Source organism: Caballeronia sordidicola, from assembly GCF_002220365.1.
GTDB lineage: Bacteria > Pseudomonadota > Gammaproteobacteria > Burkholderiales > Burkholderiaceae > Caballeronia > Caballeronia sordidicola_C.
Genome location: NZ_MTHB01000305.1, coordinates 107,129 through 129,619, shown reverse-complemented (window position 1 = coordinate 129,619; position 22,491 = coordinate 107,129). Strand labels below are relative to the sequence as shown.

Below are 22,491 nucleotides of genomic sequence, written 5' to 3'. Positions count from 1 at the left end.
CGTGGGTGATTACCCCTCGACTGCGCTCGCGGAGCGCAGTCGCCATTAATTCCGATAGGCGGAGTTTGCGGGCGAGCGCGGGTCATCGGCCTGACGGCCGGACGCACGCGGGTTGCCGCGCTCTTCGTTATAACGTGCGATATCGGCACGGATCGATCCGCCGGCGCGCAATTGCGCAGCCTGGTCGGCGCGTGGTCCACCGTGGACCTCAGCGCTGATCGGCGTCAGGCCCGAGCCGGCCGCGACGCGTTGATACCGAAACGACTGAGCACCCCGCTCACCGCGCTCGACGTCGTCCACTCGCATGGCATGCCGATTCGCGACCTTCCATTGCCCTTGGGCTTGACCGGCGTTGCGATTGAACATGCCTCCAGCGTTCCAGCCGTGCCCGCCAGCGAAAGCCAGCGACGCACACATCGACGCCGCAACCAGACCGGCGGTAGCGGCGAGGATAAAACGAGCGATAGGTCGAAATCGGGTGAGCAACATGTCGATACTGCGAGTTGTCCGGCTCTGTTTGAGCGTGTTGGCGAAAAGAGGAAATCGCGAGCATCGCCGACCGGTCAATCCTCGGAGCATCAGGCCCGCGTTTCTTAACGCCTGCCGACCGGTCTGTCGTTCAATTTATTGTGCCGAGCGACTGGAGTCGAGCCAAAAAGTGTTAGGCCTTCCCGAGGGTTGTAACACCATGTTACTTCACTGTTTTTTGGCTCTTTTTGGGATGACTTGCGGTACTTCCGTCTTATCAAATCAGCCCGATCCCGGTCGCTGATCAGTGGTTCTCAAATGGTCCGCATCGGCTCTGTATGTGCTTGTGCCAAATGCCCACAACGGGCAATTCATGCGTTTAGAGAATTAATAGATCATTTAAATGAATTTGCGTCTTGAATCGTTATGCGCTCAAAATAGCGTTCGCGACGGTTTCGCGCGCGTCCGTTCGCCTTTTTGAAGGCACAAAATGTGATCGCCGGAAGTCGTCATGCACTTTCATGAACATGCGAATCCCCGATGACCCGCCCCAAGTTTCTTCCCGATAACTTCACCCTCGCACTCGTAGGCACGGTGATCCTTGCCAGCCTGCTGCCCTGCCGCGGCGCGGCGGCGGTCGGCTTCAACTGGCTGACCAACATTGCAGTCGGACTGTTGTTTTTCCTGCACGGTGCAAAGCTCTCCCGCGAAGCCATCGTGTCAGGCATGACGCACTGGCGTCTGCACATCGTTGTACTGCTCAGCACTTTTGCGCTGTTTCCCTTGCTCGGCCTGGCGCTGAAACCCGTGCTCACGCCGCTCGTCACGCCCGCGCTGTATATGGGCGTCCTGTTCCTGTGCACGCTGCCGTCCACCGTGCAGTCGTCCATCGCGTTCACATCCATTGCCAAGGGCAATGTGCCGGCGGCGGTTTGCGCCGCCTCGGCGTCGAGCCTGCTCGGCATTTTCATCACGCCCGCGCTGGTCGGTCTCGTTGTGACTGACGGCAGCGGCCACGCCGGTTCCGCATGGCACACAGTCGGCAATATCGTCTTGCAACTGCTCGTACCGTTTATTGCCGGGCAGTTGCTGCGGCCGGTAATCAGCAAATGGCTCGACAAGAATCGCAGCGTCCTGCGTTTCGTCGATCAAGGTTCGATCCTGCTCGTCGTGTACGTCGCGTTCAGCGAAGCGGTGAACGAGGGGATCTGGCACACCATTTCCCTGCAAACGCTCGGTGGACTGGTGGTAGTCAACGTAGTCCTGCTGGCACTCGCCCTGGGGGTGACGGCGTTTGCCAGCAAGCGGTTGGGCTTCAACCGGGCAGATCAGATCACGATCATTTTTTGCGGATCGAAGAAAAGCCTCGCCTCGGGGATCCCCATGGCGAAGGTGATTTTTGCCTCTCATGCTGTGGGCGCAGTCGTGCTGCCGTTGATGCTCTTTCACCAGATCCAGTTGATGACGTGCGCTGTACTCGCGCAACGATGGGGTGCCCGCGATACTTCCGGCGAGCAAGCGCCGCAGCCGGACGGAGAAGGCGCCCGCGCGCAAGTCCGTTAGGTCCACATTGCGGGTCCATTGGGACCGGTAGTAAGCGCGGCGCCCATGCCGCCACTGGCAATAGTGCGAAAACATGTTGCATGACTGACTCTCCCAATCCAACTTGACCAAGCATGAAGCCGCCCTGTGCGGCTTTTTTGCTATTTGGAGCTCATTCACGCGATCTGTCGATTCGGCCTGACGGCCTATGACCTGACGTGGGAGCCGGCCGCGAACGCGTTTCACCTCTTCACAAGGCCTGTGCCGTCCGGTGGACTGGTGATCGGGCATGTGCCTTGCCACACTTGTGTCCACAAGCTGTTACTGGCACCAGGCAACGGACAACGACATGCATGACTTCATCCACGCAACCGGTTGGGAATGACCACCATGCAAGCAATGACTGGCGGGGCCGCAAGCGAATCCATTCTCGGTCCGTTTTTGCGTGAACTCCGCTTCGAGCGCGGTTCGAACACCGATACCCCCCGCGCGCTCCGCGCCCTGATCGATGCTGGCTTTGATCGCCTGCCACTCCCTGGCCATGGCGCAACGCTCGAACGCTGGCGAATGCTCGCGGCGGTCGCGGGGTGCGATCTCGCACTGGTCAAGCTGTTCGAAGGCCATACGGACGCGCTCGCCATCATGGCTGAACTAGGCGAAGAACAGGTGCCGGAAAGCGGTCAAGCGTGGGGCGTTTGGGCAGCAGAACCGCCCTCGGCACGCCTCGCCGCGAAAGCGGCGTCCGACACAACCAGCGTCACGCTGCATGGTACGAAAGCATGGTGTTCCGGAGCGGCCTCGATAACCCATGCCCTCGTCACAGCCTGGAACGAGCAGGACCAACCGGTTCTCGCCGCGGTCGATCTCCGTCAGCCGGGCGTGTGCATCACGCACGATGGCTGGATGGCGGTCGGCATGTCGGCGAGCGCGAGCGTGGACGTCCATTTCGATCACGCTCGAGCTACCTGCATTGGCGCGCCGCGCGCCTATCTGGAGCGAGCGGGCTTCTGGCACGGCGGTGGCGGGATTGCTGCATGCTGGTTCGGGGCGGCGGCGGCAATCGGAGAATTCGTCAAAAAGGATGCTGCGCGTCGCGCCGACCCCTACAAACTCGCCCATCTGGGTGCTATAGACACAGCGCTCTGCGGTACAGCCAGCTTGCTGCGCGAGGCAGCCGCACGGATTGACCGCGAGCCGCAGGCCGACGCAATGCCCGATGCCTTTCGAGTCCGCCTGGCCGCGGAACGGGCGGCGGTTGAAGTCGTCGAGCGCGCCGGTCGCGCGCTAGGCGCTGGACCGCTCTGCCGTAACCGCCATTTCGCCAGCCTGATGGCCGATCTTCCCGTCTTTATCCGGCAGAGTCATGCCGAACGCGATGAAGCCGCGCTTGCTGAACGACTTATCAATGGGGAATGCGGCACATGGAACCTTTAGTAACTCACTCGGCAAACGACCGCGCTATCAAGGGGAATGGCACGCCGGAAGCAACTTGGCAAAACTCCGGGAAACTCTCGAGCCTGCCCGAAATCGATCCGGCGATCCTCGTGCCGCCGGGCGCACGCGCAGTGATTGTTTCGCCGCATCCGGACGACGAGATATTGGGCACGGGCGGCTTGCTGGCGCAACTTTCCGATCTGGGCCGCAAGGTGCTGATCATCGCGGTGACAGACGGCACTGCAAGTCATCCTGATTCGCCGGAATGGCCCACAGCCAGGCTAGCCGCGACTCGTCCGCAAGAAACGCGCGACGCGCTGCAACGTCTACGCATGAAACATGTCGCGCTAGTGCGGTTGCACCTTCCTGATGGTGGCGGAGAAGCGTTCGAGTCGGAACTGGCGGAAGCGCTGAAAGTCCTGTTTGAACCGGGCGACATCGTGTTTGGGACCTGGCGTTTCGATGGCCATCCGGACCACGAGTCGGTCGGCCGGGCTGTGACCACCGTGGCTGGTGCGCTTGACCTGTCGTTCGTGGAAGTCCCGGTGTGGACTTGGCACTGGGCGACACCTGAGGATTCCCGCGTACCTTGGAGCCGCGCGCGCCGCATCGTGCTGGATGCGGCCACCCTTGCTCGTAAGGTCTACGCGGTTCAGGCGTTTCGGAGCCAGATCGAAGCCGACAATTCGACAGGTCGCGCACCCATCCTGCCCGATCATGTGATCGAACGTCTCACCCGGCCCTACGAAGTCGTGCTGATATGACACCAGACCCGAACATGCAGGAGCCATCCGCGCTTGAACCAAACGCGCAGGACTATTTCGCTGGTCTCTATCAACGCAGTGACGACCCTTGGCTACTTCGTGACCGATGGTACGAGCGGCGCAAGCGCGCGTTGACGCTGGCCGCGCTACCCGACGAACGTTACCGCCGCGCGTATGAACCCGGTTGCGCGAACGGCGAATTGACGGCTGAACTGGCGCCTCGATGCGAGACGCTGCTCGCGGCGGATTTGAATCCGGCCGCGGTCGAACTTGCGCGCAAGCGAGTCGCGCATCTGCAGTACGTTCGGGTCGAACAGCGCGCCATGCCTGACGACTGGCCGGATGGCGAGTTCGACCTGATCGTTATCAGTGAGGTCGCGTATTACCTGAATGAAGCGCAGCTAGCCGGACTCATTGCGAAGCTGAAGGTTTCGCTCGCCGGGGGTGGAACGCTGCTCGCCTGCCATTGGCGGCGGCCGATCGAGGGATGGCCGCATTCAGGCGATCATGTGCATCAGGAACTTCGCGCGAAACTCACGCTACCGCGGTTGTCGTGCTACCAAGACGACGACATGGTGCTTGACGTATGGTCATCGAACAGGAAATCCACTCATCAGCGGGAAGCGCGCTAGTGCTCGTCACCTCGTGTTAAGTTGAATTTCCTCACCGCATTTACTAAACAATAAAGCTAACTGAAAGCTATATCAGCAAACAGCTTACGGGTTTTCTCTAAGTTTATCGAGCAAGTTTTCGCGTTGTTTTACTATACAATCGCCGAAATTGTGCGAACCTGTCGTCGTCAGTAAACATATGACGTGCGAACAACGCATCAAGGCCGATAAACAACAAATCCACGCAACGCGGAGACGAGAAAACCGATGGCCACCACCATTCGCGATGTCGCGCGCGCAGCCAGTGTGTCGATCGGCACGGTGTCGCGAGCGCTTAAAAACCAGCCGGGCTTGTCCGAAACCACGCGTGAACGCGTGGTGGAAGCAGCGCGACAACTTGGCTACGACGCCGCCCAGCTTCGCACCCGAATCCGGCGCGTCACGTTCCTGCTTCATCGTCAGCACAATAATTTCGCAGTCAGCCCGTTCTTTTCCCACGTGCTGCATGGTTTCGAAGAAGCCTGCCGCGAGCGGCGGCTGGTGCCCTCGGTACTGACAGCCGGCCCGACGCATGATCTCGCGCAACAGATGCGCCTCCACGCACCGGACGCCGTAGCGGTTGCGGGATTTATCGAGCCGGAGTTGCTTTCTCATCTGCGCTCCATGAACCGCCCGGTCGTATTGATCGACTTGCGCGCGCCGGGTTTCCGCTCGGTCAACGTCGACAACGCGCGTGGCGCCGCGCTCGCCATGCAGCATCTGTTCGCACTCGGGCGCAAGCGGATTGCGTTCATTGGCGGATCGCTTGCGCACTACAGCATCTCCCAGCGCGCAATGGGTTATCGGTTGGCCTATTTCGAAGCGGGATTACTCTTTAATCCGACGCTAGAAGTCACCACGCAGCCCGCTATTGATGCGGACCTGGCCGCCGCCGATGCCATGGAGCGCCTGATCGCGCAGGCGCGTGCGCAATCCGCACCGCTGCCCGACGCCGTTTTCGCCTATAACGATGCTGCGGCCCTCGCTGCCATGCGCGTCTGTCTCGCGCATGGTTTGCGGGTGCCGGAAGACATCGCGTTTGTCGGTTTCGACGATATTCCCGCCGCAGCCCAAAGCACGCCGCCGCTCACCACCGTCACGGTCGACAAGGAAGCGCTGGGACGGCGCGGCGTCGAGTTGCTGCTGGAAACCGCTCAGAACCACGACGACGCGAATACCAACGACACGCTCGTGCCCGTGCACCTTATCCCTCGTGCGAGCTCGGCCATAACACGGACACATACATCGGTATGAACTCAACCGCTCTGGACGTGGCGGGTTCGACAGAACCGGACTTTCGCAGCCGCGATTTCCTCCTCGATCACGTTCGCCACACACTTGCGTTCTACGCACGAACCGCCCGCGATGACTCTGGCGGTTTTTTTCATTTTTTCAAGGACGACGGCACGGTCTACGACCGCACCACGCGTCACCTTGTCAGCAGCACGCGCTTCGTCTTCAACCACGCGATGGCCTTCCGTCATTTCGGCGGTCAGCAGCATCAGGACAACGCCCGTCACGCATTCGCGTTCTTGCGCAACGCGCATTGGGATGCGGTGAATGAAGGCTACGACTGGGAAATCGAATGGCAAGACGGCACGAAACGGACGCTCGACGGCACGCGGCATTGCTACGGCCACGCGTTCGTTTTGCTGGCGTGCGCGCACGCGGCAATGGCGGGTATCGATGAAGCAAAACCCCTGATCGATGAAACCTTCCAGCTGATGGACAAGCATTTCTGGGACGCGGGCGCCGGTCTATACGCCGATGAAGCCACGCCCGACTGGCAGTTGTCGCCGTATCGCGGGCAGAATGCCAACATGCACGCGACCGAAGCGCTGCTGGCCGCGTACGAGGCGACCGGCCATGTGCTGTATCTGGATCGCGCGGAGAAAATCGCCGGCAACATCACGTTGCGCCAGGCGCGCTTGAGTAACGGCCTGGTCTGGGAGCATTACCACCCCGACTGGTCAATCGACTGGCATTACAACGAATCCGACAGTTCCAACATCTTCCGGCCGTGGGGTTTCCAGCCCGGCCATCAGACCGAATGGGCGAAGCTGCTGCTGATCCTGGAGCGGCATCGCGCGTTGCCGTGGCTGGCGCCGCGCGCTATCGAACTATTCGATGCAGGTTTCAACCGCGCGTGGGACGACCAGCACGGCGGCCTGTATTACGGCTTTGGCCCAGACAACTCCATCTGCGACCACGACAAATACTTCTGGGTGCAGGCCGAGACCTTCGCCACCGCAGCATTGCTCGGCAAACGGACTGGTCTGGAGCGATTCTGGGATTGCTACGACGAACTCTGGCGTTATAGCTGGGCACATTTCGTCGATCACGAATATGGCGCGTGGTTCCGCATCCTGACCTGCGACAACCGCAAGTACGGCGACGAAAAGAGCCCCGCCGGCAAGACCGATTACCACACGATGGGCGCGTGCTACGAAGTGCTCAAAGCAATACCACTAACCGACGCGCCCCGGCTAAGCCTCGACGCAACGAAAGAGACAGCGAAAGAGACGAGCTAAACGGTGAGCATGATGACCTCCAATTCAACCTTCCCCCAATTCGTCTCGGCCGGCGACATCCTGACCGACCTGATCCGCACCGGGCCGTCAGACTGGCTTTCGCGGCCGGGCGGCGCCGGCTGGAACGTCGCACGCGCCGTCGCACGTCTCGGTTTGCCGACGGCATGTGCCGGTTCGCTCGGCACGGACAATTTCTCCGATGAACTCTGGGACGCCAGCGTCGCGGCCGGCCTCGACATGCGCTTCATGCAGCGCGTCGAGCGGCCGCCGCTGCTGGCGATTGTCCACAAGACGCAGCCGCCGACCTATTACTTCATGGGTGAAAACGGCGCAGATCTCGCCTTCGATCCCGCCCTTCTGCCGTCCGGCTGGATGGACTCGGTGAAATGGGCGCACTTCGGCTGCATCAGCCTCGTGCGCCAGCCGCTTGGCGACACCCTCGCCCGTCTCGCCGCACAATTGCGCGAGCACGGTGTGAAGATCAGCTTCGACCCGAATTATCGAAACCTGATGGAGCATGGTTACGAGCCGACCTTGCGCAAGATGGCCGCGCTTGCCGACCTGATCAAAGTCTCCGACGAAGACCTGCACAAGCTCTTCCCGTCGATCCCGAATGAAGCCGACGCCCTCGCCGAAATCCGCGCGATGAACCCGCAAGCCACGGTGCTTGTCACGCGCGGATCGGCCGAAGCCACGCTGCATGTCGGCAACGAAAGCTGGCAGGCACGCCCGCCCACAGTCGATGTCGCCGATACGGTGGGCGCCGGCGATGCGTCCATTGCCGGCTTGCTCTACAGCTTGATGGCACGCGCCGGCGGCTGGCCTGATCATCTGCGTTTTGCGCTTGCGGCGGGCGCGGCGGCCTGCCGCATGTCGGGGGCGCATTCACCGTCGCTGGAAGAAGTGGAAGATTTGCTGGCCTAAAACGTGCGCCTCCGGGTCAATGAGAGACGGTCATACGCGCGATAAATGCACGTGCTAGCATCGTTTCAACCTTTGCCGGAGGTGCATCATGGAAGACACGATCTACACGAAAGGCATCTACACCGCGACCATCGGCGCCCACGCCGTAGACGGCGGCCAGTTCCGAGGCGTCGTCACGCTGGTGCGGGACGATGGCGAAGACGGCGAGGATTCCGAGCCGAAACAGTACGACGTCGCGGCCACTTCGCTGTCCGAAGAAGAGGCGCTGGAAGAAGCCCGCGCGCTCGCTCACCGGATCCTCGGCGAACTCGAACTGTGAGAAATCGGCGACGCGGAGATTGCGCGCCGCCGCCGTCCTTCGCTTGAACGGGAGAACCACCATGCCTGAACAACTCTTCCTCTACGGCGTTTATTCCATCCACGTTCGGCCCATCGAACTACAGGGGACGCGCTGGGACGCCGAATACGAAATCCGCCATCTCGACAAAGCTGTGCAGCCGTGGAAAACCATTGGCGGCGATAACGGCTTGTCGAGCCCCACCGACGCCGTCGATGCCGCGCATGTGCAAGCCGTCGCGGACATTGAGGCTGGCGCGGGCATTCCCAAGCCGAAGACCTTTCCTTAAGCCTTGATCCGAACGGACCTCAGGGCTTGAGACTAACCGTGCCCGTCTGCTGCTGCGAGGCCGCTGACGGCACCTTCTGCGCTTCCTCTTTATCGATCAGTGCCGCGCGTTCGTGTGCGTCCCGTGACGTCGCCCGCGCGACATACTCCGACAACACCCCGCCCGGCTCGATCAGCTTCGCCATATAGGCAATTTGCAGCGTACTCGAAACGAGGATATCGGCGGCGGTGAAGCGCTCGCCGAGCAGCCACGGCCCGTCGGCCAACGCCGATTCGATCGCCTTTTCCACGCGCCCTAGATCGCCCCAGCCGAAACTCACGCTATTGCCCGGTGCACCCGTCATTTTTTCGGCCATGGCCGGCTCAAGACAAGCGCCCGTGAAAAACATCCATTGCAGAAAACGGCCTCGCAACGGATCGTCAGGCGGAACGCCCAGCCAAGCTTGCGGGTATTTATCGGCGAGATAGAGCAGCACCGCACCCGACTCCGCGACGCACACCCCGTTGTCATCCAGCGCGGGCAACTTTGACATCGGATTGACCGAGCAAAACGCCAGCGCATTCTGCTCGCCTGCCCGGATGTTCACGTAGGCGAACTCATACGGCACGCGCAATTCCTCGAGCATCCATAACGCGCGAAACGCTCGCGTTTTCGGCCAGTAGTAGAGCTTCATGGGCGGATTCCTTTTCGTGGCGCGGCATTGTCAGAGAGCGTCCAGATTACCCGCTCCCAGCGGTTTCGAGACGCGGGTTAACCACACGTTAGCCATTCGGCAGGTGATTTTCGCTCACTTATCTCAATAAAGATCGATTTTGTTTCTGGTACGAGAGTTCGATCGCAGAGAACGCAAAAACCTTCCGGTTATGTCGAGCAAGAATGGCGACATCCTCTAAATTCCCCAGATAAAACGCCGGAGACTCATTCATGAACGCGCGTGTGCCTTTTTCAGATAGTCCTCCTCTCGCAAGCTACCAACTCACCGATAACCTCAACGCCGCGCACGGCCGGATTTTCCTCACCGGCACGCAGGCCTTGGTTCGGCTGGTGCTGACGCAGCGCCAGCTTGATCGCGCCGCCGGGCTGAATACAGCGGGTTTTGTCAGCGGTTATCGGGGCTCGCCGCTGGGTATGGTCGATCAGCAATTGTGGAAAGCAAAAAAACTCCTCGCGTCGCATGACGTGCGTTTTCTGCCCGCGATCAACGAGGAGCTCGGCGGCACGGCTGTGCTTGGTACGCAGCGGGTGGAATCGGATCCCGAGCGGACTGTGGAAGGCGTCTTTGCGATGTGGTACGGCAAAGGCCCGGGCGTGGATCGAGCTGGCGATGCGCTCAAGCACGGCAACGCGTACGGTTCGTCACCGCACGGCGGCGTGCTGGTCGTGGCGGGCGACGATCACGGCTGCGTGTCGTCGTCCATGCCGCATCAGTCGGATCAGGCGCTGATCGCCTGGCACATGCCGGTGGTGAACCCTGCGAATATTGCCGATATGCTCGAGTTCGGTCTCTACGGCTGGGCGTTGTCGCGTTTTTCCGGCGCGTGGGTGGGGTACAAGGCGATATCGGAGACGGTGGAATCCGGGTCGACTGTGGACCTCGACGCGTTCCAGACCGTGTGGCCCGCGCCGGAGGGTTTCGTCGCGCCCGAGGGCGGTTTGCACAATCGCTGGCCCGATTTGCCGAGCTTGACGATCGAGGCGCGACTTGCCGCGAAACTCGACGCCGTGCGGTACTTTTCCCGTGTTCACTCCATCGATAAATGGATCGCTCCGAGTCAACACGCGAACGTCGGCATCGTCACGTGCGGCAAGGCCCATCTCGACCTGATGGAAACGCTGCGCCGCCTGGATCTCACCATCGATGACCTCGATGCCGCCGGCGTGCGCATCTATAAGGTGGGCCTGTCGTTTCCGCTGGAAACCACGCGTCTCGATACCTTCGTGGAAGGCCTGTCCGAGGTGCTGGTGATCGAGGAAAAAGGCCCGGTGATCGAGCAGCAGATCAAGGACCATTTGTATAACCGGACCCAAGGCGCGCGGCCGATCGTGGTCGGCAAGAACGCGCAGGACGGGGCAATGCTGCTGAGCGCGCTAGGCGAATTGCGCCCATCGCGCGTATTGCCCGTGTTCGCGGACTGGCTCGCGCGGCACAAGCCGGAGCTGGATCGTCGCGATAAAGTCGTGGATCTTGTCGCGCCACAAATCCTGTCGAATGCTGCCGATGCCGTCAAACGCACGCCGTATTTTTGCTCGGGCTGTCCGCACAATACATCGACGAAAGTGCCTGAGGGCTCGATCGCGCAGGCTGGGATTGGCTGCCATTTCATGGCGTCGTGGATGGAGCGCGATACAACGGGCCTGATTCAAATGGGCGGAGAAGGCGTGGATTGGGCGTCGCATTCCATGTTCACGAAAACGCCCCACGTGTTCCAGAATCTCGGCGATGGCACCTACTTCCACTCAGGAATCCTGGCTATTCGCCAGGCGGCCGCGGCGAAGGCCAACATCACCTACAAGATCCTGTACAACGACGCCGTCGCGATGACCGGCGGCCAGCCCGTCGACGGCAGCATTTCTGTGCCGCAAATCGCGCGGCAAGTCGAGGCGGAAGGTATCGCGACGCTGGTAGTCGTCAGCGATGAACCCGAGAAATACGACGGCCATCACGATCAGTTTCCGAAGGGCACGACGTTCCATCATCGGCGCGAACTCGACGAAGTCCAGCGGCGCTTACGCGATATCAAGGGCGTGACCGTACTCATCTACGATCAAACCTGCGCGGCGGAGAAACGCCGTCGCCGTAAAAAAGGCGAGTTTCCCGATCCGGACAAGCGCTTGTTCATCAATGAAGCCGTGTGCGAAGGCTGTGGCGATTGCGGCGTGCAGAGCAATTGTTTATCGGTGGAACCGGTTGAAACCGAACTCGGACGTAAGCGCCGCATCGACCAATCGTCGTGCAACAAGGACTACTCGTGCGTGAACGGCTTCTGCCCGAGCTTCGTCACGCTCGAAGGCGCGAAGCTCAAGAAAACCGCCGGGAATGTCTTCGATCCTGAAGCGCTCGCGGCACGTGTCGATGCGTTGCAAGAACCCAGGCTCGAACTCGATAACGCACCGTACGACATTCTGATCACCGGCGTCGGCGGCACGGGTGTGGTGACGGTTGGCGCGCTGATCAGCATGGCCGCGCATCTGGAGGGCAAGAGCGCGTCGGTGCTCGACTTCATGGGCTTTGCGCAGAAAGGCGGTGCGGTGCTGTCGTTCGTGCGCTTCGCTTCCACCGATGCATTGCTGAACCAGGTGCGCATCGATACCCAGCAAGCCGACGTGCTGCTCGCCTGCGACATGGTCGTCGGCGCGAGCGCTGACGCGCTGCAAACGGTGCGGCATGGGCGTACGCGGATTGTCGTGAACACGCACGCGATACCGAACGCGACCTTTGTACAGAACCCCGATGCGAACCTTCACGCCGGGTCGCTGCTGGAAAAGATGCGACACGCGGCGGGCGCTGAGCGCATGAACACGTGCGACGCGCAGGCTTTGGCGACGCGTTTTCTCGGCGACACCATCGGCGCGAATATTTTGATGTTGGGTTATGCGTGGCAGCTTGGACTGGTGCCGGTATCGCATGCCGCGTTGATGCGTGCAATCGAGTTGAACAATGTCGCGGTGCCGATGAACAAGCTGGCGTTTGCTATCGGTCGACTGGCTGCGGCGGATATGGATGCGCTGGAAGCGCTGCGCAAAGCTGCTGTTGCCCCGCGTGTCGAGATGAATGCAATGTCGTTGGATGCGTTGATCGCGGATCGAGAAGCGCGGTTGCTGGCTTATGGTGGTTCGAGTTATGTGACGCGATATCGGGCGCTGGTTTCGGCCGCAGCGGCACATCACGACGATGCCGTGACGCGAGCGGTGGCGTCGACGTTTTATCGGCTGCTGGCGGTGAAGGACGAATACGAAGTCGCGCGGCTTCACACCGATCCGGCATTGCGCGCCGCCCTGGAAGCGCAGTTCGAAGGCACGGCGGGTCAGGATTTCACGGTGAAATTTAATATGGCTCCGCCGGTTTTATCGAAGGCGAAGAACGGTGGCCAACCGCGGAAAATGACGTTTGGACAATGGCTCTGGCCAGTGCTTGGGGTGCTGTCGAAGGTTCGTGGATTGCGGGGGACGGTCGTCGATCCGTTCGGCAAGTCGCTCGAGCGAAAGATGGAGCGCGAGCTTCCTGGAGACTATGAAATAACCATTCGACGCGCGCTTGAAGCGATGACGCCGGATAACGCAAAGGATGTGGAAACGCTTGCGCTGCTGCACGAACGCATTCGCGGTTATGGACACGTGAAGCTGGCGAATCTGTCGATGGTGAAACGTAGGGAGAGGGAGCTTGGGGTGAAACTGGGAATCGAGGTGAAGACTGGGCGTCATGTAAAGGCATCGCTTGATGAGGTGAAAGGTGCCGGGGCGTTGAGGGGGATTCCCGTGGTGGTGGCGAAGTGAAGACCGCGCCCAAAGCGATTGGATAGCCGCTTCGTAGGCTTTATCCCGCCAAAATGAAAAAGCCCGCGAGCGATTCGCGGGCTTTTTCGTGATGTCGTGGAAACGCCCCCTACTCTTCGTCCTCCGCCATCCAGTCGATATCCCCGCACAGCACGCACCGTTGCCCGCCCATGAGCGTCTCGACCGACAGCGTGACACACGGCAGCGCCTCATTAATCGACAAGTACGGCTTCGTCACATGCACCCTATCCGGGTCGCCCAGAGCCGCCCGAAAATACGGCCGCCTTAACCAGTTCGCCCCTTGCGCATCGATAAGCGGCAGCAACCGCGCCTCATGCGCCGCGCGATCGGCCCTGAGCACCACGTTGCGCCCAGCCTGGCGCCCGTTGGCGTCGAGGAGGAAACACCGCGCGGCGTTATCCAGCGCCAGGAAATTCCAGCACACCTCCTCCAGTGGCTCCCCCGCCGCCAGCCGTTCCGCCGCGCGCTCGAACGCCCGCACGTACGGCTGCAGCCGCGCCGCCACGCGACGTTCCTTAGCCTCCGTCTGCAACCGGAAACGCTCGGTCAACTCGCTCATCAACGTGTGCGCCTGGGCGGCATCGGCGAGTCCGGGATTTGGCCGGCCAAAGAAGAATCCCTGCACGAAGTCGGCACCGCTAGAGAGCGCCAGTTGCGCCTCGTGCTCGGTCTCCACGCCTTCGATCAACACCAGCTTGCCGGCTTCATGCAGCAGCGACACCACCCCGCACAGAATCGCTTCCATGTTGCGCCGATGCTTCAGGTGGCTCGTCCCATGCACGGAATGCGCGGAGTGCGCGGCATGCGACAACATCACGCGATCCAGCTTGACGATATCCGGATCGAGTTGCCAGATCCGTTCGATATTGGAATGTCCCGCGCCGAAGTCATCGAGCGCGATCAGAAAGCCATGCTCGCGAAAATGCTGCACGGCGTCCGCGAGCTTTTCGATATCGTCGGCGCGTTGCTCCAACACCTCCAGCACCACGCGGCGCGGCTCGATCTGCAAGCGCTTGAGATTCGCCAGCAACGCGGCCATGTGATACGGCTCGGTCAACGCCCCCGGATGCACGTTGAGAAACAACCACTCGTTCTCCGTGCCGAGCACATTGAAATTCTCCAGATGCAGCGCCTGTGACAACCGGTCGACCTGCATCGCCTCGCCCACGCGCGCGGCCTGGCCGAATACATCGAGCGGCGACACCACCCGATCAAGCGCGTCATGCGCCCGCAACAACCCTTCGTAGCCGACCGCCCGCATGTGCGACAGGCTGAATACCGGCTGAAACACGCTCGATAGCGTCCAACCGCCGTGTTCGACCGAATACCGGTCGAATCCCGATGTCACGCTCAGTTCGAATGTCCGCGGCGAGACCGGCTTCACCTTGTCAGGATTCGCTATTGCCATCTTGCCTTCCCCGTCCGGATGTCCGCATTCGATCCTGGTTCCTGCCACCGGTCATGGTCGCGGTCATGGTCGCGGTCTTGGTCGCGGTCTTGGTCGCGGTCTTGGTCGCGGTCTTGGTCGATTAACGCAATCGATTGCGCTCGACGTCGCGCAACCGGCGCCCTCAATCCTGGTTTCATACACTGCCCTCGTTTATCTTCAAGCGGAATCTACTCGTCCCGTCGCCTTCGATAAAGCAAGCTCCGTGCTCACGCAAGTCCAAGCGTTTCGTGACTGCCCAACGGCATGTGCACCGCCGCGAGACGCCGGCTTCACGGCGCAGCGTGCGAATGCACCAACACAGTGCGGATCGTGGCACAAGCTCCAGCACAGCCCGAGTCGTCAAAACACCTTCGAATCACGTCCAAGCTAAACTTTGCCCCTTCCCCGTTAAAAAGGAGCGCCGCTGTCGACTCGCCGCGCTCCTGCCAGATCGCATAAATCTATGGAAATCGTTTTCACTGTCTTGATCCTGATGCTGGCGGTCGCCCTGTCCGGGTTTGTCACCAGCCTGTTGCCCAACGCGTTGCCCTTCACGCTGCCACTGCCGCTGATCCAGATCGCGATAGGCGCGTGTCTCGCGTGGCCGGGATTCGGCCTGCACGTCTCCTTCGATCCCGAGTTGTTCATGATGCTCTTCATCCCGCCGCTTTTGTTTGCCGACGGCTGGCGCATCCCCAAACGCGAATTTTTCATGCAACGCCGCGCGATCCTGCTGCTCGCGCTCGGCCTCGTATTCATGACGGTGGGCGCGCTCGGCTGGTTCCTGCACGTCATGATCCCCGTGATGCCGCTGCCGGTCGCGTTCGCGCTGGCTGCGGTGTTATCGCCGACAGATGCCGTTGCGCTCAGCGGCATCGCCGGCAAGGGCCGCATTCCGGCGAACCTGATGCACATCCTGGAAGGCGAGGCGCTGATGAACGACGCGTCCGGCCTGGTCGCGCTGAAATTTGCCATCGCGGCGGCACTGACGGGCGTTTTCTCGTTGCGCGCGGCGGCGATCAGTTTCGTGCTGATTGCGGTGGGCGGTCTGGTGATAGGCGCGGCAATCAGTTGGCTCGTGACATCGATTCCAGGACGGGTCGTCAAACTGTCCGAAGACGACGATCCCGCCGCCGGCGTCATCCTGACGCTGCTGATTCCGTTCGCGGCGTATCTCATTGCCGAGCGGTTCGGTTGCTCGGGCATTCTCGCGGCCGTGTCGGCCGGGATGATGATGAACTTCCAGAGCCTGCGCGAGGGCATTCCGACGGCAGCACGAATCCGCATGACCAGCACGTGGACGATGATCGAATTCGTGTTCAACGGCATGGTGTTCATCCTGCTCGGGCTGCAGTTTCCGCACATTATTGGACGCGCGTTGATCGAGGCACATCACGATGGTCTTCAGCAGGTCGGCTTGCTGCTCGGCTATGTGGCAGCCGTCGTCATCGCACTGTACGGACTGCGTTTCGCCTGGGTCTGGGTGCTGCGCTGGGTCGCGAGCCGAGGTGCCGCGAAACAAGGCGTTGCGAACGCGGTGCCGGGCGTGCGCACGGTCGCGATGACGACTATCGGCGGCGTGCGCGGAGCAATCACCCTCGCGGGCGTGCTGTCGTTGCCCGAGGTGCTGCCGAATGGGTCCGAACTACCCGGACGCGACCTCGCGGTCTTCATTGCATCGGCGACTATCCTGATGTCATTGCTGATCGGCGTGGTCGGCTTGCCTTTGCTGCTGAACGGCCTGAAAAAACGCGGTGATCCGCACGCGGCCGAGGAACGCATCGCGCGCCGGCATACGGCGCAGGCCGCAATTCGCGCTATCGATACCGCCCAGGAAAATCTCAGCGAACAGATGGACGAAGCGGCGTCGGCACGTTGCACGGATACGGCGGCGCGCGTGATGAGTTTGTATCGTCGGCGTCTTGAAGGGCTCGGCGAAGACGAGGAACCACGCCGGGCCGCGCGTCAAAGCGAGATGGTGGAAACGAAGCTGAAAATGGCCGCATTGAGGGCGGAGCGCTCGGAATTGCTCAAGATGCGCGCACGGCAAGCGATCAACGACGAAACCTTTAACAAGCTGATGCGGGAGATCGATTTGTCGGAGACGGCGATTGTGAATCGGAAAAAAGGAAGCACTGCGTAAACGAAATTTCGACGTTTCGACATTTTCTTGTTCGTTGCTTCACGGCGATCCGCCACACGGGGAACCGCTGCGTTCCGGGCTTCGACACAATGTACGCAAACGGATCAACCCACCGAATTTTAAGAGTTTTCGTATTCGCCGCCGACGCGCAGCGCCGCATACTTCATCTCATGCGCAATCCATGAATGTGCATGATGTCGTTGTAACTCTCCGATCTTGTCCGCTCACAGCCACCGGCTCTGGGCGGTTTTTTTTGGCGTTTTTTCTGGATAACGAACGAGTTCTGGCTTGAACTCACGTCGCGCCGACTCGACTCTGCAGTTGCCGCTCTCCAAAGCCGGCTTAAGTTTTTCGAGAGAACGTGTTCACGGACTATCGAGCGTGGCTAATGTGTCGCGTCGAGAAATGTCACGGGCGCAGGATCGAATCCGGCGGTCCAAGTCAGGGGCCGCAAAACAAAGAAGCCCGCACAGCTTGCGCCGTGCGGGCTTCTTAACATCCGTCATGTACCGTGAAATTAACCGTGGTGGAGAGGAGGAGGATCGAACTCCCGACCTTCGCATTGCGAACGCGACGCTCTCCCAGCTGAGCTACCCCCCCAACGTTTCCTGATAATAGCACAGCCTTAAGACCGTCTGACAAGGCCTAAAAGTCGCCTGCAGCGCGCCTTATTTCGACGGCGCACCCGCGAGAATCCAGCCCACAACCGCCTTGATATCCGCCCCATCCATGGTTCGATGCGACGGCATGGGCAAGACGCCCCACACTCCACTACCGCCGTCCCTCACCTTGGTTTCAAGCCGCGCTTGCGCCTGCGCGTCGCCCTTGTACTTCGCGGCGATCTGCTGAAACGATGGCCCCACAATCTTGCGATCCACCGCGTGACATCCCATGCAGGCATTCTTGCCAGCGATGTTCATGGCATCGGCGGGGGAAAAAGCGGCCGGAGCGTCGACCGCGAGCGCGGCGTGGCCAGTCGCGACCGTGATCGCGATTGCGATCACGGTCATGGAGAGCCACCGCTTCATTTCGCTGCGGGCGCAGGATTACCCGGATGCACAGCGGAGTTCACGACCGGCGCGGGCGACTGCCCATCGAGCGGTTTTGAGCTTACCGACGAATCCGGCACCGCGCCGACGGTTGGATCACTGTCGATGGGTGTTACCACCGGCGCGCTCGCACCCGATGCAGCCGCGGCCGACAACGCCTGAGCATCTTCCGGCTTGATGTACTGGAATACCTTGACCACCTGTGCAACACCCGGGACCTGCGCCGCCACATTCGCGCCGGCGGCGCCTTCGTCACGCGTGACCAGGCCCATCAGATACACCGTGTCGCGCTCGCACACCACCTTGTAGAAGTTCGCCCGCATATCCTTCTCGCCGACCATCGCACCTTTCACGCGACTCTCGAGATAGGCATCGTTAGTACGCGATGACAGCGAACTCGCGCCTTGGACAGCGAGCTCATTCACAATGCTGTTCACATTGTTGATGCCGCGCACCACTTCTTCGGCCTTCTGTTTCGATTGATCAGTCGGCACTTCGCCGGTCAACAACACACGCCGGTTGAACACGGTCACGCTGACGTGCGCCTGATCGGGCAGGCTTTCATTGATGCGCGACTTGGCTTTCACCTGAATCTCGCGGTCCTCGGTCTGCGCGCCGAGCGTACGCCGGTCAGTGGCGACCAACGTGCCGCCGCCCACTGCCCCCCCCATTGCACCGATGACCACAAGCGGGCAACCTTGCAGGGTCAGCACAACGCCTGATAACAGGCTCGCCAGCAACGTGGCTCTGGCTAGCGTCGACCTGACGCGTGTCTTTTTCATCAACTCTTTCCCCTTAAGAATCATTCGTCGCCCAGCAGCATCGCGTCGATGCCATCGCACAGACAGTGAATGGTTAGCAGATGGACTTCCTGGATTCGCGCCGGCCGTTCGGACGGCACGCAGATATGGATGTCGGTATCGGCGAGCACTTCGCTGATCACGCCGCCGCCCGCGCCCGTCATTGCGATCACGAACATCTCGCGCTCATGCGCGGCCTGGATCGCCGAGAGCAGGTTGACCGAGTTGCCCGACGTTGAGATGACGACCAAGACGTCGCCGGCCTGCCCGAGTGAGCGGATCTGCTTCGAATAGATCTCTTCGAACGCCGAGTTATTGCCAATGCCCGTAAGCGTCAGGACATTCGCGTCCAGAGCAATAGCCGGCAAGCCAGGGCGCTCGCGCTCGAAATGCCCTACCAGCGCAGACGCGAGCCTCTGTGAGTTAGCCGCTGATCCACCGTTGCCACAGGTGAGGATTCGCGAGCCGTTGGCGAGCGCGCCGAACAGCACGTCAATGGCTGCGGCGACGGGGAAAGCAAGCGTGTCGAGTGCTTCACGATGGACTGCCGCATTTTCGCGGAAATGTTGCTGGATACGTTCGACGGACATCGACTCTCGGTTATCGGCCGCGCCATGCGCGGTGGTTCATTGACGGGCTGCTTCGATGATTTGCTTCAACAGCTAGCTTCAACGGCTGGCTTCGACGGCTGGCTTCGACGACTTGCTGCCAAGGTCCCCGAAGCCGATGCTTCACCAGTTCAATAGTTAAGCTCCGGCGCCTGACGATTCACGATTCGCCGCAACGCGCGCTCTCGCAGCGGTTGAACATAAGACCATAAGACCTCGATCAACCCGGCGCGCAGGCTCCGCGCAGTTTACCGCACTCGCTGTCCGCGTCACTCAAGATGCAGCCATTTTCACGACGTATCGGCGCGAAAAGCATCGCGTAACCACACGATACGGCCCGCATCGAACGCGATCACGTCGAAGCGGCACACAGGCAATGCCCCGCGCCACGTCGTCAGGTAGTACTGCGCCGCGAGCACCAGCCGCCGCTGTTTATGCACGCCGACACTCGCCGCCGCTGCCGCGAACTGGCGGCTGCGCCGCGCGCGCACTTCCACGAATACGAGTGCGCGCTGACTGCCGGTTTCACGCATCACGAGATCGATTTCGCCGCCGCGACAGGCGAAATTGCGGGCGACAAAATGCAGGCGCTGCCGCTGCAGATATTCAAGCGCGCGTTGTTCGAACGCGCTTCCGATCGTTTTCGACATCCCGTTTCCCAAAAAGTTGTCCCTCATCGCATGGCACAATGACGTCCTCCGCATGCCACCCGCCCTCATGACTCCACTCTCCGAATTGGCCCTTGGCCAGCAGTTTCCGGCTGGCGCGCTTTATATAGTCGCGACGCCGATCGGCAATGTCGCGGACATCACGGTGCGCGCGCTGCATGTGCTGGGTCTCGTCGACCGAGTGGCTGCCGAGGACACCCGCAACACTTCGCAACTGCTCTCGCGCTACGGCATTTCGAAGCCGACCATCGCGGTACACGAGCACAACGAGCGCAGCGCCGCCGAGAACGTGATCGCGCATCTGCGCAACGGCGAACGCATTGCATGCGTGTCCGACGCAGGCACCCCAGGCATTTCCGACCCCGGCGCGAAACTGGTCGATGCGGTGCGAGAAGCGGGCTTTCCCGTTATTCCTTTGCCGGGCGCAAGCGCCCTCACCACCGCGCTCAGCGTAGCCGGCTCATGGGTTCACACGTTTTCGTTCATCGGCTTTCTTGCGACCAAACCGAAGCAGCGCGACACGCAATTGCAGTCGCTGCTCACGCACACGCCGGCGCTCGTGTTCTACGAAGCGCCACACAGGATTGTGGAAACGGTGCAAGCGCTCGAGCGCGCATTCGGTGGCGAGCGGCAATTGCTGATTGCTCGTGAGCTGACCAAGTTACATGAGAGCATCCATCGTTGCACCCTGGCCGAAGGGCCAACGTGGCTATCCGGCGATGCAAACCGGCAACGCGGCGAGTTCGTTCTTGTAGTGGAAGGCGCACAGCAGAAGGAGGCGGCGGAAGACGCTCACGATGCGTTGCTCGCGACCTTGCTGGAGGAGTTATCGGTAAGCAGCGCTGCAAGACTGGCCGCAACGCTGACGGGCGCATCACGCAACGCGCTTTACACAAGGGCGCTGGCAATGGATAAGGCCCGCGGAGAACAGGGCGAAAACGAGCAGGAATGACGAGCAGGAATTAGGCAGGCAAACGCGCTGGGCAATAAAAAACGGGCCGTCGAAACGGCCCGTTTTTCTTAAGCAACAAACTGACGATGATCAGTCGACTGGGTTGATTGACGCCAGCGATTGATCTCGTGCCGCCGCCCGCGCTTCCTGCGGCGTCAAGCCTTCGATCTTCACCTTTCCGACACCCGCGCCACGCATGCCCAGTACCGCGGCTGCCGCATAGGAAAGATCAATCACGCGGCCACGCGCGTACGGGCCGCGGTCGTTGATCTTGACGACCACTGTTTTCTGATTCGCCTCATTGGTCACACGAACCCACGAAGCAAGCGGTAACGTGCGATGCGCTGCCGTCAGCGCGTGCATGTCGTAACGTTCGCCGCTCGCCGTCTTGCGACCGTGGAAGCCGCGGCCATACCAAGAGGCGCGCCCCTGCTGCTCGAAGTCGCTGACATCGGGTCCGGCAGTAATGGGCTTCGCGTTGGCGAGCGAGGAGGTATCAGACGAATTGCTGGCTGACGAAGGCAACGCGTTGAGCTGGGAATCATAGGCGAGCGGCACCGACCCTCGGCCCTGGTTCGCAGCGTTGTTTGCGGTGGTAAGCTGCGAGCCGGTTTTCAGCGCGCTGGCCTGATCGCCGCCGCTTGGCGGCATGGCGCAACCGGTGAGGATTGCAAATACCAAAAGACTCCCGAGACGTCGGGTTAGTCGTACATTCATAGACGTGTAATCAACGGTTAGAGCCACCTAACCATCCGACAAAACGCGGACGTGCGTAGGCAGCTCAAGGCTTTTTTCCGCGCAAAGGTACACACCGCTCGAAAAATCGAACGGCGAGCCAGTGCTCGGGTGCGGCGTACCTCGCCACAAATGCCCGGTTAGTTTTCACGTCTGGCGCAACCTGTCCCCGGCAGCCTGACCAGACCCCACATGCCGCCATCGAACGTGGATCACACATTCTTGCGCGTTGAACTGCGCAGGAACGGCGGCGTAGGCCCCATCCAGCGTAACGGCAGCTAAGGCCGTTGGCAGGCGCATCGCACCTGGCTGGACAAGACGTGCACATCGGCCGAAACCGATGCTTGATTGCGATTTCGAAGCATCTCTGCTCCGAATTGCGTACTTGATGACAATTGTAAAAACGCGCTACTCGTGTTTCTCATTGCCCATTGATGGCATGGTCAAACCATGCACAACTGGACCGGATTATACCCAAACCCACGGGCGAGCCGCCCGGAGACGAACAGAATGTTACTTATTTTCTCTGTTAACGTAAAAATTGCGGATTCCGCCTGTTTTTTGAGCACACCTCGACCGTTTGACTAACGCCCGGCGTGCTACGGCAGCGCGAGTTTTCGCCCGTTACAATGGACGTTTTTACACGCCCCGGT

Annotated in this window: 20 protein-coding genes and 1 tRNA gene; 12 read left to right on the top strand and 9 right to left on the bottom strand. The window is 60.9% G+C overall.

Translation table 11 applies throughout. From position 1 onward, the window contains the following. Positions 1 to 45: 45 nt before the first annotated feature. Positions 46 to 489 (bottom strand): hypothetical protein, encoded by a 444-nt coding sequence (locus BSU04_RS44810; RefSeq protein ID WP_089166569.1) that lies wholly within the window; start codon positions 487 to 489, stop codon positions 46 to 48. Positions 490 to 1,008: 519 nt separating this feature from the next. On the opposite strand from BSU04_RS44810, the gene BSU04_RS44805 reads away from it, so the two are divergent. The 9 genes from BSU04_RS44805 to BSU04_RS44765 all read left to right on the top strand — a co-directional run bounded on the left by BSU04_RS44805 (position 1,009) and on the right by BSU04_RS44765 (position 8,939). Continuing rightward, a complete protein-coding gene (locus BSU04_RS44805) occupies positions 1,009 to 2,031 on the top strand; it encodes a bile acid:sodium symporter family protein (RefSeq protein WP_089166568.1) in 1,023 nt (340 codons plus the stop codon). Positions 2,032 to 2,400: 369 nt separating this feature from the next. Then, a complete protein-coding gene (locus BSU04_RS44800) occupies positions 2,401 to 3,444 on the top strand; it encodes an acyl-CoA dehydrogenase (RefSeq protein WP_256983963.1) in 1,044 nt (347 codons plus the stop codon). Continuing rightward, positions 3,432 to 4,208 (top strand): PIG-L deacetylase family protein, encoded by a 777-nt coding sequence (locus BSU04_RS44795; protein WP_179258648.1) that lies wholly within the window; start codon positions 3,432 to 3,434, stop codon positions 4,206 to 4,208. The genes BSU04_RS44800 and BSU04_RS44795 overlap by 13 nt, the downstream gene beginning before the upstream one ends. After that, positions 4,205 to 4,840 (top strand): class I SAM-dependent DNA methyltransferase, encoded by a 636-nt coding sequence (locus tag BSU04_RS44790; protein WP_256983962.1) that lies wholly within the window; start codon positions 4,205 to 4,207, stop codon positions 4,838 to 4,840. The genes BSU04_RS44795 and BSU04_RS44790 overlap by 4 nt, the downstream gene beginning before the upstream one ends. A gap of 246 nt (positions 4,841 to 5,086) precedes the next feature. Beyond that, a complete protein-coding gene (locus tag BSU04_RS44785; protein WP_089166566.1) occupies positions 5,087 to 6,112 on the top strand; it encodes a LacI family DNA-binding transcriptional regulator in 1,026 nt (341 codons plus the stop codon). Next, entirely contained in the window at positions 6,109 to 7,389 is a 1,281-nt protein-coding gene (locus tag BSU04_RS44780; RefSeq protein WP_089166565.1) for an AGE family epimerase/isomerase, read from the top strand. Before BSU04_RS44785 ends, BSU04_RS44780 begins: the two co-directional genes overlap by 4 nt. Before the next feature lie 12 nt (positions 7,390 to 7,401). Continuing rightward, positions 7,402 to 8,313 (top strand): carbohydrate kinase family protein, encoded by a 912-nt coding sequence (locus BSU04_RS44775; protein ID WP_089166620.1) that lies wholly within the window; start codon positions 7,402 to 7,404, stop codon positions 8,311 to 8,313. 88 nt (positions 8,314 to 8,401) lie between these two features. Then, on the top strand, positions 8,402 to 8,632 hold the full coding sequence (locus tag BSU04_RS44770) for a hypothetical protein (RefSeq protein ID WP_089166564.1): 231 nt from the start codon (positions 8,402 to 8,404) through the stop codon (positions 8,630 to 8,632). A 61-nt stretch (positions 8,633 to 8,693) separates the two neighbouring features. Then, entirely contained in the window at positions 8,694 to 8,939 is a 246-nt protein-coding gene (locus BSU04_RS44765) for a hypothetical protein (protein WP_089166563.1), read from the top strand. Between the two features lie 19 nt (positions 8,940 to 8,958). Here BSU04_RS44765 and BSU04_RS44760 read toward each other — a convergent pair whose 3' ends face one another. Further along, positions 8,959 to 9,612 (bottom strand): glutathione S-transferase family protein, encoded by a 654-nt coding sequence (locus BSU04_RS44760; protein WP_089166562.1) that lies wholly within the window; start codon positions 9,610 to 9,612, stop codon positions 8,959 to 8,961. 251 nt (positions 9,613 to 9,863) lie between these two features. Between BSU04_RS44760 and BSU04_RS44755 the strand changes: the two genes are divergently transcribed. Next, on the top strand, positions 9,864 to 13,433 hold the full coding sequence (locus tag BSU04_RS44755) for an indolepyruvate ferredoxin oxidoreductase family protein (protein ID WP_089166561.1): 3,570 nt from the start codon (positions 9,864 to 9,866) through the stop codon (positions 13,431 to 13,433). A gap of 109 nt (positions 13,434 to 13,542) precedes the next feature. Here the strand turns inward: BSU04_RS44755 and BSU04_RS44750 are convergent, their stop codons facing one another. Further along, entirely contained in the window at positions 13,543 to 14,862 is a 1,320-nt protein-coding gene (locus BSU04_RS44750) for a sensor domain-containing phosphodiesterase (RefSeq protein ID WP_089166560.1), read from the bottom strand. A 484-nt stretch (positions 14,863 to 15,346) separates the two neighbouring features. Here BSU04_RS44750 and BSU04_RS44740 point away from each other — a divergent pair, with 484 nt between their 5' ends. Continuing rightward, positions 15,347 to 17,026, top strand: a complete 1,680-nt coding sequence (locus BSU04_RS44740) for a Na+/H+ antiporter (RefSeq protein WP_089166558.1) — start codon at positions 15,347 to 15,349, stop codon at positions 17,024 to 17,026. Positions 17,027 to 17,550: 524 nt separating this feature from the next. Here the strand turns inward: BSU04_RS44740 and BSU04_RS44735 are convergent. From BSU04_RS44735 to BSU04_RS44715, 5 genes are all read right to left on the bottom strand, one after another. Next, a tRNA-Ala gene (locus tag BSU04_RS44735) sits at positions 17,551 to 17,626 on the bottom strand. Positions 17,627 to 17,694: 68 nt separating this feature from the next. Continuing rightward, on the bottom strand, positions 17,695 to 18,036 hold the full coding sequence (locus BSU04_RS44730; RefSeq protein ID WP_256983961.1) for a c-type cytochrome: 342 nt from the start codon (positions 18,034 to 18,036) through the stop codon (positions 17,695 to 17,697). A 14-nt stretch (positions 18,037 to 18,050) separates the two neighbouring features. Further along, the gene (locus tag BSU04_RS44725) at positions 18,051 to 18,857 is read right to left on the bottom strand and encodes a BON domain-containing protein (protein ID WP_089166619.1); all 807 of its coding nucleotides are present in this window, start codon (positions 18,855 to 18,857) and stop codon (positions 18,051 to 18,053) included. Positions 18,858 to 18,877: 20 nt separating this feature from the next. Further along, positions 18,878 to 19,465, bottom strand: a complete 588-nt coding sequence (locus BSU04_RS44720; protein WP_031357032.1) for an SIS domain-containing protein — start codon at positions 19,463 to 19,465, stop codon at positions 18,878 to 18,880. A gap of 308 nt (positions 19,466 to 19,773) precedes the next feature. Beyond that, the gene (locus tag BSU04_RS44715; RefSeq protein WP_373452933.1) at positions 19,774 to 20,202 is read right to left on the bottom strand and encodes a YraN family protein; all 429 of its coding nucleotides are present in this window, start codon (positions 20,200 to 20,202) and stop codon (positions 19,774 to 19,776) included. Between BSU04_RS44715 and rsmI the strand changes: the two genes are divergently transcribed. After that, the gene (gene rsmI / locus BSU04_RS44710; RefSeq protein ID WP_089166555.1) at positions 20,201 to 21,103 is read left to right on the top strand and encodes a 16S rRNA (cytidine(1402)-2'-O)-methyltransferase; all 903 of its coding nucleotides are present in this window, start codon (positions 20,201 to 20,203) and stop codon (positions 21,101 to 21,103) included. The genes BSU04_RS44715 and rsmI overlap by 2 nt on opposite strands. Before the next feature lie 90 nt (positions 21,104 to 21,193). Here the strand turns inward: rsmI and BSU04_RS44705 are convergent, their stop codons facing one another. Then, a complete protein-coding gene (locus BSU04_RS44705; RefSeq protein ID WP_089166554.1) occupies positions 21,194 to 21,820 on the bottom strand; it encodes a septal ring lytic transglycosylase RlpA family protein in 627 nt (208 codons plus the stop codon). Positions 21,821 to 22,491: the final 671 nt, after the last annotated feature.

Coding starts and splice junctions, on each gene's coding strand:
- BSU04_RS44810 (WP_089166569.1), bottom strand. CDS start 489: ATGTTGCTCACCCGATTTCGACCTATCGCTCGTTTTATCCTCGCCGCT.
- BSU04_RS44805 (WP_089166568.1), top strand. CDS start 1,009: ATGACCCGCCCCAAGTTTCTTCCCGATAACTTCACCCTCGCACTCGTA.
- BSU04_RS44800 (WP_256983963.1), top strand. CDS start 2,401: ATGCAAGCAATGACTGGCGGGGCCGCAAGCGAATCCATTCTCGGTCCG.
- BSU04_RS44795 (WP_179258648.1), top strand. CDS start 3,432: ATGGAACCTTTAGTAACTCACTCGGCAAACGACCGCGCTATCAAGGGG.
- BSU04_RS44790 (WP_256983962.1), top strand. CDS start 4,205: ATGACACCAGACCCGAACATGCAGGAGCCATCCGCGCTTGAACCAAAC.
- BSU04_RS44785 (WP_089166566.1), top strand. CDS start 5,087: ATGGCCACCACCATTCGCGATGTCGCGCGCGCAGCCAGTGTGTCGATC.
- BSU04_RS44780 (WP_089166565.1), top strand. CDS start 6,109: ATGAACTCAACCGCTCTGGACGTGGCGGGTTCGACAGAACCGGACTTT.
- BSU04_RS44775 (WP_089166620.1), top strand. CDS start 7,402: ATGACCTCCAATTCAACCTTCCCCCAATTCGTCTCGGCCGGCGACATC.
- BSU04_RS44770 (WP_089166564.1), top strand. CDS start 8,402: ATGGAAGACACGATCTACACGAAAGGCATCTACACCGCGACCATCGGC.
- BSU04_RS44765 (WP_089166563.1), top strand. CDS start 8,694: ATGCCTGAACAACTCTTCCTCTACGGCGTTTATTCCATCCACGTTCGG.
- BSU04_RS44760 (WP_089166562.1), bottom strand. CDS start 9,612: ATGAAGCTCTACTACTGGCCGAAAACGCGAGCGTTTCGCGCGTTATGG.
- BSU04_RS44755 (WP_089166561.1), top strand. CDS start 9,864: ATGAACGCGCGTGTGCCTTTTTCAGATAGTCCTCCTCTCGCAAGCTAC.
- BSU04_RS44750 (WP_089166560.1), bottom strand. CDS start 14,862: ATGGCAATAGCGAATCCTGACAAGGTGAAGCCGGTCTCGCCGCGGACA.
- BSU04_RS44740 (WP_089166558.1), top strand. CDS start 15,347: ATGGAAATCGTTTTCACTGTCTTGATCCTGATGCTGGCGGTCGCCCTG.
- BSU04_RS44730 (WP_256983961.1), bottom strand. CDS start 18,036: ATGACCGTGATCGCAATCGCGATCACGGTCGCGACTGGCCACGCCGCG.
- BSU04_RS44725 (WP_089166619.1), bottom strand. CDS start 18,857: ATGAAAAAGACACGCGTCAGGTCGACGCTAGCCAGAGCCACGTTGCTG.
- BSU04_RS44720 (WP_031357032.1), bottom strand. CDS start 19,465: ATGTCCGTCGAACGTATCCAGCAACATTTCCGCGAAAATGCGGCAGTC.
- rsmI (WP_089166555.1), top strand. CDS start 20,201: ATGACTCCACTCTCCGAATTGGCCCTTGGCCAGCAGTTTCCGGCTGGC.
- BSU04_RS44715 (WP_373452933.1), bottom strand. CDS start 20,202: ATGAGGGCGGGTGGCATGCGGAGGACGTCATTGTGCCATGCGATGAGG.
- BSU04_RS44705 (WP_089166554.1), bottom strand. CDS start 21,820: ATGAATGTACGACTAACCCGACGTCTCGGGAGTCTTTTGGTATTTGCA.